Genomic DNA, 9830 nt, shown 5'->3' on the forward strand with positions numbered 1-9830 from the left:
AGACGGGCAGGTTCGACGGCCCGGGTGGGGACAACTTCGATGGCAAGTTTGAGACCTTCGACCTGCTCGCCGGCCTGCGCTACGCCTTCTGAGCCTCTCGAACTGAATTAGACTACTTCTCGCCCTGCGCGCTAAAACATTCGCAGGCGCGGCAAGGATCGAGCGTCTATAGCGAGTAACTGCTTTGTCCCGCATAGCAGACTGTGCCTGGTCAATCGCGCTGCGCCAAGCACGAACGTCCGGTGTGGGAAAGCACCCTGTAGCGTCCGGCATGCGGTGAAAGGCCGAAATGGGCCGAGTGCGCGGCGCAGAGATTGCCGCGCCTCCAAGCCGTCGCCAGGGGCGGACAATCGACTTGAAGAGCCCATCTGCGACGTTCAGATGAAGCGCAGCGGATGCAACCGCAGCCGAAATTTAGGGATTAAATTTAGCGATCGAACGTCGGCGATGCTGCAATTGCACCGCCAAAGCGGACACTGCTTTCTCCGACGTTATGTCGGCAACGACCTATGTGTTCGTAAAGCGGTAGCCGACACCGGCCTCCGTGAAAATATAGCGGGGATCACCTGCGTCATCACCGATCTTTGTGCGCAACTGCCGGATGAAGACGCGCAGATACTGGCTGTCCTCGCGATGGGCCGGACCCCAGACATGCTCCAGCGCCGCGCCCTGTGTCACCAGCCGGCCAGCGTTCGAGACCAGCAGCCAGAGCAGGTCGAACTCCTTGCGGGTCAGGTGGATCGCCTCACCCGCCTTGGTGACACTGCGCGCGGCGGCGTCGATTGCCAGATCGGCGATCTGCAGGACGGCCCCATGTGGCGCGGAGGCGCTACGGTCACGAAGAAGGCCACGCAGCCGCGCGAGAAGTTCGCCCACACCAAAGGGCTTGGTGACATAGTCCTGCGCGCCGGCGTCAAGGAGGGCCACCTTTTCGGCCTCGTCGGCGCGCACTGACAGGACCAGCACCGGCACCTGGCTCCATTCACGAAGGCGCATCAGCACCTCACGGCCATCAAGGTCCGGCAGGCCGAGATCGAGGATCACCGCCTCGGGCGTCGTCAGTGCAACGGCCTCGATGCCGGCGCGGCCGGTGGCGGCCTCGGTGACATGATGGCCCTGGGCCTCCAAAGCGACGCGCAGGAAACGGCGGATGGGGGCCTCGTCGTCAACGATCAGGATGCGAGCGGGCGGCGTCGTCATGCGGGGGCCTCCGGGTTGGCCAGCGGCAGGGTCAGGGCGATGCGGGTGCCGGTGCCGTCCGGCTGCGACGACTCGGCCTTGATCTGCCCGCCATGCGCTTCAACGATCCCGCGGGCAATGGCAAGACCAAGGCCGGTTCCGGCTCGTCGACCATCCCCCTCGGCCACGCGATAGAACATGTCGAAGACGCGGCCACGCGCATGGGCCGGAATGCCCGGGCCTGTGTCGCTGACCGCAAGCTCTGCCTCGACACCCTTGATGGCGGCCGAGACGGTGACCTCACTACCCTCGGGCGCGTATTTCGCGGCATTGTCCAGAAGGTTCATCAACACCTGCTCGATCAGCAGCGGATCGGCCAGGACAGGCGGAAGGCCCGCAGGCACCTTTACGGCGACCTGATGATCGCGCAGCGCCCCGCGCAGCCGGTGGCGGGCGCTGCCCGCGATCTCGCGAAGATCGACGGCGAGCCGCTTCGGAACAAGCGACCCGTGCCCGAGCCGCGTCATGTCGAGAAGGTTCTGGATGTAGCGGTCAAGCCGCTCGCCCTCGTCGCGAATGGTTTCGGCCATGGCGCCGCGCGCCGGACCCGTCAGTTCCAGCGCGGGATCCGCCAGTGTCGAGGCGGCGCCGATGATCGAGACGAGCGGGGTGCGCAGATCGTGGCTGACCGAGGACAAGAGCGCCGCGCGCAGCCGCTCGGCCTCCGAGGCGACGAGCGCCTGTTCCAGATCGCCCTGCAGCGCGATCCGCTCCAGGGCGACGCCCAGCTGGTCGGTCATCGCGTCCAGAAGGCGCCGGTCGGCAGGCGCGATGGGTCGACCGTCCGGAAAGGCCACCCCGAGGACGGCGAGCCGCCGCTCACCCAGACCCACGGGCAGGAACAGCCACGCACTGGCCGGCAGCGTTCCGGACGCCCGGCCCGCTTCCTCGCCCCGGCGCCACGCATATTCGGCGGCGGATGCGTCGCGCAGGGCCAGATCCTCGCGCGGTGGCTCGGCGGCTTCGATGGCGGGGCGTCCTGCGGGTCCCGCTCGGAGAAGTACCGTCTCGCAACCAAGCGCGGCTCGGACTTGGGCCGCCGCCGCGCGCAGAACCTCGGCCGACGAGGCGGCACCGGCGACTTGGCGCGCAAAGTCGTAAAGCAGGTTGGTGCGCAGGGCGATCTCGCGTTGTGCCAACGCCCTGTCGCGCAGGCGCGCGGCGAGGTTTCCGGTCAGGATCGACGCGATCAGAAACAGGACCAGTGTCAGGATCTGGTCCTGCCGGATCACGAGGAACGTACTGCGGGGATCGGTGAAGAAGAAGTTGTAGGTGAGGAAGCTGAGGCAGGAGGCATAAAGCGACGGCCAGAGGCCCTGCCGAACCGCCACCATGATGACGCCGGTCATGAAGATCAGGGCCAGCGAAGGGACCGGGAAGATCCAGTCCGCTGCAAAGGCGATAAGACCGGTCGCGGCCACCGTCAGCGTGGCCTTGCCATAGGCGCGCGGGTCCCGCTCGAGCGGCCAGATGCGCGCCGGGGCGGGTGCTGGCTCTCCCTTCGGTTCGGAAACGACCGTCACCTCAAAATCGCGGCCACCGTCTATGACCGCGCTGGCCACGTCCTCGCGCCACAGGCGCCGCCAGATCGGGCGGGCGCGGGCCCGGCCCAGCAGGATGCGGCTGACATTGCGGCGGCGGGCATAGTCCAAGATCTCGGTCGCGATGGGCCCCGCCGCCTGCAGGGTCGCGACCTCGGCGCCGAGCCGCTCGGCCAGGCGCAGCGCCTGCGCGACACTGTCCTTCTCGGGGTCGGAAGCCGTCTCGGCGTCAGCCGGTGTGACGGTGATGGCCACCCAATCGACTCGCGCCCGGTCTGCCATCCGCTTTGCGGTGCGGACCAGCGTGCGGGCCACCGGACTTTCGGTCAGTGCGACCAGGATGCGCTCCTGTGCGGGCCATGGGCCTCCGATGGCATTGGCGCGCATGTGTTCCTGCAGCTGCGCGTCCACGCGGTCGGCGGCGGCGCGCATCGCCATTTCGCGCAGGGCGGTCAGATTGCCCTTGGAAAAGAAGTTCTGCACCGCTCGCGCGATCTGATCCTGGACATAGACCTTGCCCGCCCGCAGTCGTTCGATCAGCTCCTCGGTGGGCAGGTCGATCAGCTCGACCTCGTCGGCGCGCTCCAGCACGGCGTCGGGCACCGTCTCGCGCACGCGCACGCCCGAGATCCGCGCGACGCGATCGTTCAGCGTCTCAAGGTGCTGGACGTTCAGCGTGGTCAGCACGTCAATGCCAGCGGCCAGCACCTCCTCGACATCCTGCCAGCGCTTTTCGTGGCGGCTGCCGGGGATGTTGGAATGGGCCAGCTCGTCGATCAGCGCCAGGGCCGGGCGCCGTTCCAGAAGCGCGTCGAGGTCCATCTCGTGCAGGATGCGGTCACGATAGAACTGCGCGCGCTTCGGCAGGATGTCGAGGCCCTGCAGCAGCGCTTCGGTCTCGGCCCGGCCGTGGGTCTCGACGACGGCGGCGATCACGTCCACGTCCTCGGCCGCGCGGCGGCGTGCAGCCTCCAGCATGGCAAAGGTCTTGCCGACGCCGGGCGCCGCGCCCAGAAAGATCTTCAGCCGCCCGCGCCCCTCGCGATCGGCCTCTGCCAGCAGGGCCTCGGGTTCGGGGCGCAGGTCGGTCACGGTCATGGGTCAGCCTTCGGTTGCCGGTGCAGTGAGGGCCAGCGGAAAGGTCGCGTCAAGGGCGAGGTTAATCGCCAGCACATTCACCCGCGGCTCGCCGAAGATGCCCAGCCATCGCGGCTCGACGTGATCGGCAATCAGGCTGCGGATCTCGGGCTCGGGCGCGCCACGCGCCTCCGCGATGCGGGCGGCCTGGGCGCTTGCATTCTGCGGCGAGACGTGGGGATCAAGCCCGCTGCCCGAGGCGGTGACGGCATCGACGGGCACGCGCGCGGCACCAGTGTCGGCGCGGAAAGCCTCGGCCCGCGCGGCCTGTTCGGCCAGAAGTGCAGCGCTGGTCGGGGCGAGGTTGCTGGCCCCGGCGCTGGCCGCGTCGTAACCCACAGCCGAGGGCCGCGGATGCAGGTATTGCGGCGCGGCGAAGGCCTGGCCGACAAAGGCCGAGCCGACGATCTGCCCGTCACGGGTGATCAGACTTGCATTCGCCTGTTCGGGCAAAAAGGCCTGCCCCAGCCCCGTCATTGCCAATGGATAAGCGATCCCGGTCAGGGCGATCATCAGGCCGAGGGTCACCACGGCGGGGCGGATATGTTCGTTCATTGTCAACTCCTTCAGGCCAGACCAAGGGCGATCACGGCCATGTCGATGGCCTTGATGCCGACGAAGGGAACGATCAGCCCCCCGAGGCCGTAGATGGTCAGGTTGCGCCGCAGAAGCGCGGCGGCACCGGTAGGCGAATATTTGACGCCACGCAGCGCCAGCGGGATCAGCGCCAAGATCACCAGCGCGTTGAAGATCACCGCCGAGAGGATTGCGCTCTGCGCGCTTCCCAGCCCCATCACGTTCAGGACTGCAAGACTAGGGTAGGCGGCGATGAACAGCGCCGGCAGGATGGCGAAGTATTTCGCTACATCGTTCGCGATGCTGAAGGTGGTCAGCGCGCCACGGCTGATCAGCAATTGCTTGCCGACCAGCACGACCTCGATCAGCTTGGTCGGATCGCTGTCCAGGTCAATCAGGTTCGCGGCCTCCTTGGCGGCCGAGGTGCCCGAATTCATGGCGACCCCGACATCGGCCTGCGCCAGCGCGGGCGCGTCGTTGGTCCCGTCGCCGCACATGGCGACCATCTGGCCCTTGGCCTGCTCGGCCCGGATCAGCTCCAGCTTGGCCTCGGGGGTGGCTTCGGCCAGGAAATCATCTACGCCGGCCTCGGCCGCGATAGCGGCGGCGGTCAAGGGGTTGTCGCCGGTGATCATCACCGTGCGGATGCCCATGGCCCGCAGTTCGGCAAAGCGTTCGCGGACACCCGGCTTTATGATGTCCTTCAGATGCACCGCACCAAGGATACGCGCGTCTTGCGACACCAGTAGCGGCGTTCCGCCCGAACGGGCGATGTGCTCCACGCTGGACGCCAGTCCCGCATCCATCACCGCACCTGTTTGGCGCAGGATGGCATCGACCGAGCCCTTGCGCAGCTGGGTGCCATCCTGCAAGTCCGCGCCCGACAGCCGGGTCTGGGCAGAGAAGGGGATCGCCTCGGCGATGGCGGGCAGACCGTCGGCGGCACCCGGCTCATGGCGGGCGATCTCGACGATCGATTTGCCCTCGGGCGTGTCGTCGGCGCGGCTGGCACCGAAGGCGGCGCGGGCCAACGCCGCCGGGCTGACGCCTTGCACGGGGAACAACGCGTCGGCCATGCGGTTGCCGAAGGTGATCGTGCCGGTCTTGTCCAGAAGCAGCACGTCCACATCGCCCGCAGCCTCTACCGCGCGGCCGGACTTGGCGACCACGTTGGCGCGGGCCAGCCGGTCCATGCCTGCGATGCCGATGGCCGACAGCAGCCCGCCGATGGTCGTGGGGATCAGCGTCACGAACAGCGCAGCCAGGAACACAACCGGGATCGACGTCCCCGAATAGACCGCGAACGGCTCGAGCGTCACGACCACAAAAAGGAAGATCAGCGTCAGCCCGGCCAGCAGGATGTTCAGCGCGATCTCGTTCGGGGTGCGGCCGCGTTCGGCGCCCTCGACCAGCGCGATCATGCGGTCGAGGAAGCTGCGCCCCGGCTCGGCGGTGACGCGCAGGACCAACCAGTCCGACACGATCCGCGTGCCGCCCGTGACCGAGCTGAAGTCGCCGCCGGATTCGCGGATCACTGGCGCGCTTTCCCCGGTGATCGCGCTTTCATCGACCGAGGCGACGCCCTGGACGACCTCGGCATCGGCAGGAATGATGTCGCCGGCCGCGACCAGCACGAACTGGCCCTTCCGGAGGCTGCTCGAGGAGACACGTGTGGCGCTGTCGTGCGGGCTGTCCGCTTGGGTCAGCACACGGACCATCGTTTCGGACTTCGTGGCCCGCAGGCTGTCGGCGCGAGCGCGGCCGCGTCCTTCGGCAAGGCTCTCGGCGAAGTTCGCGATCAGGACCGCCGCCCAGAGCCAGAGCGCGATCTGCACCGCGACGCCCGCGCCGGGCACGCTAAGGGCCAAGTCGCGCAGCCCCATCAGCGTGACCATCAGCGCGACCACGGCGGTCGCGAAGATGACCGGGTTGCGGATCAGGGTCCGGGGCGCCAGCTTGACCAGCGCCTGACGCGCCGCCGTCGGGGCGAGGGCCGTCATGGACGGCAGGGGAAGTGTGGATTTTCTCATGGTTCCGCCTCAGAAGCTTTGCCCGCCCAGCATCGATACATGCTCGGCGATGGGGCCCAGAACGAGGGCCGGGAAGAAGGTCAGCGCGCCCAGGATCAGGACGGTGATGACCAGAAGGGTCACGAAAAGCGGGCCGTGGGTCGGAAAGGTCCCCGCCGTGGCAGGTGCCGGGCGTTTCGTCGCCAAGGATCCGGCGATGGCCAGCATGGGGATGATGATCGCATAGCGCCCCAGCAGCATGGCGATGCCCTGCAGCGTGGTGTGGAAGGGTGCACCCGCCCCGAAGCCCGCAAAGGCCGAGCCGTTGTTCCCCGTGGCCGAGCTGTAGGCATAGAGGATCTCGGACAGGCCATGGGGCCCCGCATCCTGCACCGCCGCCAGCCCCGCCGGCACGACCGCCGACAGCGCCCCGAAGACCAGGATGCCAAGCGGCATCGACAGGAAGGCTAGGACGGCCAGCGTCACCTCGCGCCCCTCGACCTTCTTGCCCAGATATTCCGGTGTGCGTCCGACCATCAGCCCGGCCAGGAACACAGCCATCACGACATAGAGCAGCATGCCGTAGAAGCCTGCGCCGACGCCACCGAAGATCACCTCGCCGATCTGCATGTTCAGCAGCATCACAAGGCCCGACATCGGCATGAAGCTGTCGTGCATCGCATTGACGGACCCGTTCGAAGCCGCCGTCGTCACCTGTGCCCAAAGCGCCGAGAGCGTGGCGCCGAAGCGGAGCTCCTTGCCCTCCATGTTCGGGCCGGTGATGCCGGTCAGATCGGTCAGCATCGGGTTGCCCGCCTGCTCGAAGCCGTTGATCAGCAAGAGGCCCGCGACGAACAGCACGCCCATGGCAGCAAAGATCGCCCAGCCTTGGCGCCGGTCTTGGACCATGCGACCGAAGAGGAAGCAGAAGGCGACCGGGATCAGCAGGATCAGCACCGACTGGACCATGTTCGACAGGATCGTCGGGTTTTCCAGCGGATGGGCCGAGTTGACGCCGAAGAAGCCGCCGCCATTGGTGCCCAGCTGCTTGATGGCGATCTGGCTGGCCGCAGGACCCTGCGCGATGACCTGACTGGCGCCCTCCAGCGTCGTCGCGCGGATATAGGCGCCAAGCGATTGCGGCACGCCCTGCCAGATCAGCAGCGCGGCTGCCAGGATCGAGATCGGCAGAAGAACGTAGAGCACCGCGCGCGTCATGTCGGTCCAGAAGTTGCCGACCCGCGCGTCGCCCTCGGCGACGAAACCCCGGATCACGGCAACGGCCACCGCCATCCCGGTCGCGGCTGAAACGAAGTTCTGCACCGTCAGCCCGACCATCTGGGCCAGATAGCTCAGTTGCACTTCGCCAGAGTAAGCCTGCCAGTTGGTGTTGGTGACGAAGCTTACTGCGGTGTTGAAGGCCAGATCGGCGGACATCGGCCCGATCCCTTCGGGGTTCCATGGCAGCATCCCCTGCAGGCGCAGGACGAGATAAAGAAAGACAAAGCCGGCCAGGTTGAACGCAAGCACCGCTATGGCATAAGTCGCCCAGCCCTGCGCGCGCGTGGCGGCCGGTCCGGCGGCGGCAAGGCAACCGCGCTCGATGGGGGAGATGATAGTGCTCAACCAGACGCGCTGACCGGTAAAGACGCGGTGCATGTAGCCCGCCAGCAACCAGGCGAGGCTGATCGTGGCAGCACAGTAGAGAATGAGGACGAGATAGCTTGTCGGCATGGCTGCGCCCTCAGAACCGGTCGGGGCGCATTAGCGCCACGACAAGATAGCCAAGAAGCCCCGCTGCAACGGCGAGGCCGAGGATCAGATCGAACATCTGTACCTCCGTCACAGGCGCGTCAGCGCGCGGGTCCCGGCCATGAAGGCCAGAAACCCGGCCGCGCCGAGAGCGAGATAGATGATGTCGGACATGCGTCACCTTCGTGTTGTGTCGCGTGGACGATCACCAAAGGCGGCGTAAGGAGGCTATGCGTAATTGCGGAGGGTCTCGTAAGGAACGTGTAAAGAGGAGGCTTGAACGATTTGCGGCTGGTTAGGTTGAGCGGATGAACCGAACAAACATGGACGCGACCGTCAAACGCTTTCATGACGACCACATTCAGCTTCGCGTTCATCTCACCGACTTCGTAGCCACCGACAATTTCGCGCGCTGGCGCAAGACCCTTGGCGAGCTCACGATCTATAAATACATCTGCAAGATCGGGAAACTCAGGTCAGACAGATTCATTCTAAATCCGATCCACCTGATGACGGGACTGAACGCTTGGTCACGAATTCTTAGCCAAGAACTTGAATTTGAAATCGAACGAAGTTCAATGGCAGGGCATTAGCGCCTCTTAGCATTTTTCAATGCTGGCTTGGCCATATGACTTGCTTTGTGGGTGGCTTGCCTCGATAGCCGAGCTTCGCGTAATCTCGCAGTCTTTTCTTCACCGGCAATTCGCTTGGCATCGATATCGTCAAATGCACGGTCGCGAGCATTCCGCGGAGATTTAGTTTTATCGAAGGCAATTTCGGCCTCTCGGCGCTGTCTGCTTTGATTTTCTATCATTGCACTGCTTTCATTTAAATTTTCGGTACCCTTTGACCCTAGAAGGCTTGTCATAGTGTTCCTATCGATTGGCCTTGAGAATCGTTTTCGCAAAAAGTGTTATCATCCTCAAAAAAAACTTTTAGTGGCAAAAATTTGAGCTGGCTCATGAATGGATCCCCTAGAGGCGCCGGGCTGCTATGATTAATTGCGGCAGATTTGAAAATTGTCTTTTTTTATCCATCAGGCGGTGATCCAGTGCGTGAGCGGTGAATCCTGAACCCGCACCCTATACACAGTCCGTTTGATCTTCTATTACAGTGCCGGGACTTGAATTTTTTCTAATTCTTGAACGATTAATGAATATTATTTTATAATTTATACTGCTAGCATTCATATTTGAAAAACTGATCTACATAAGTCAACCATTCGCGAAAGTAAATGATGATGCGAACCATTTTAAATATACTAGGAATAATATATTTTTCGAAGAAAAACAACAATTATAGAAATTCCGCCGATGTCAATGGGCGACCCTCGTTGTTGGGGGGTAGGACCGACGCCGATGTAGAATGATACGTCTAACCCACCAATTTCAGCTGTCGAGACAACAAAAATTGATTGAGGCGCATAAATAAAAAATAGCATAAAGAAGTTAGCAAGTGAAGTGTTTGATGAATAATACTGGTCTGCCCCCTGAAAAGTGGTCCTCCCTGAGGTATGGCTTTTGAGCCATTTGGAGGATGCAGGAATGCCCCAGAAAAAGCACAAGCCGGAGGAGAT

Annotated in this window: 9 protein-coding genes; 1 reads left to right on the forward strand and 8 read right to left on the reverse strand. The window is 64.1% G+C overall.

The window, feature by feature from the left end:
• Nucleotides 1-507: 507 nt before the first annotated feature.
• The 6 genes from IE00_RS19090 to kdpF are packed head-to-tail and all read right to left on the reverse strand — an operon-like array spanning nucleotide 508 to nucleotide 8333.
• The gene (locus tag IE00_RS19090) at nucleotides 508-1200 is read right to left on the reverse strand and encodes a response regulator (protein WP_072298751.1); all 693 of its coding nucleotides are present in this window, start codon (nucleotides 1198-1200) and stop codon (nucleotides 508-510) included.
• Nucleotides 1197-3878, reverse strand: coding sequence for a sensor histidine kinase KdpD (locus IE00_RS19095; RefSeq protein WP_072298752.1), 2682 nt, complete (start codon nucleotides 3876-3878; stop codon nucleotides 1197-1199). The genes IE00_RS19090 and IE00_RS19095 overlap by 4 nt, the downstream gene beginning before the upstream one ends.
• Nucleotides 3879-3881: 3 nt before the next feature.
• Entirely contained in the window at nucleotides 3882-4472 is a 591-nt protein-coding gene (gene kdpC / locus IE00_RS19100) for a K(+)-transporting ATPase subunit C (RefSeq protein ID WP_072298753.1), read from the reverse strand.
• A gap of 11 nt (nucleotides 4473-4483) precedes the next feature.
• Nucleotides 4484-6493 (reverse strand): potassium-transporting ATPase subunit KdpB, encoded by a 2010-nt coding sequence (gene kdpB, locus IE00_RS19105; RefSeq protein WP_240494013.1) that lies wholly within the window; start codon nucleotides 6491-6493, stop codon nucleotides 4484-4486.
• Nucleotides 6494-6532: 39 nt separating this feature from the next.
• Nucleotides 6533-8236 carry a potassium-transporting ATPase subunit KdpA gene (kdpA, locus tag IE00_RS19110; RefSeq protein ID WP_072298755.1) on the reverse strand — a complete coding sequence of 568 codons (1704 nt, stop codon included), beginning with the start codon at nucleotides 8234-8236 and terminating at the stop codon, nucleotides 6533-6535.
• A gap of 10 nt (nucleotides 8237-8246) precedes the next feature.
• Entirely contained in the window at nucleotides 8247-8333 is an 87-nt protein-coding gene (kdpF, locus tag IE00_RS20995) for a K(+)-transporting ATPase subunit F (protein WP_072298756.1), read from the reverse strand.
• A 244-nt stretch (nucleotides 8334-8577) separates the two neighbouring features.
• On the opposite strand from kdpF, the gene IE00_RS19120 reads away from it, so the two are divergent.
• Nucleotides 8578-8847 (forward strand): hypothetical protein, encoded by a 270-nt coding sequence (locus IE00_RS19120; protein WP_072298757.1) that lies wholly within the window; start codon nucleotides 8578-8580, stop codon nucleotides 8845-8847.
• Here the strand turns inward: IE00_RS19120 and IE00_RS20470 are convergent.
• Nucleotides 8844-9122: a hypothetical protein gene (locus tag IE00_RS20470; RefSeq protein ID WP_205949723.1), complete on the reverse strand. Its 279-nt coding sequence runs from the start codon at nucleotides 9120-9122 to the stop codon at nucleotides 8844-8846. The genes IE00_RS19120 and IE00_RS20470 overlap by 4 nt on opposite strands.
• Before the next feature lie 393 nt (nucleotides 9123-9515).
• Nucleotides 9516-9830 (reverse strand): hypothetical protein (locus tag IE00_RS20475; protein ID WP_205949724.1); only part of this gene is annotated, 315 nt, incomplete at its 5' end.

This window comes from Paracoccus sp. SM22M-07 (assembly GCF_001887735.1).
Classification (GTDB): domain Bacteria; phylum Pseudomonadota; class Alphaproteobacteria; order Rhodobacterales; family Rhodobacteraceae; genus Paracoccus.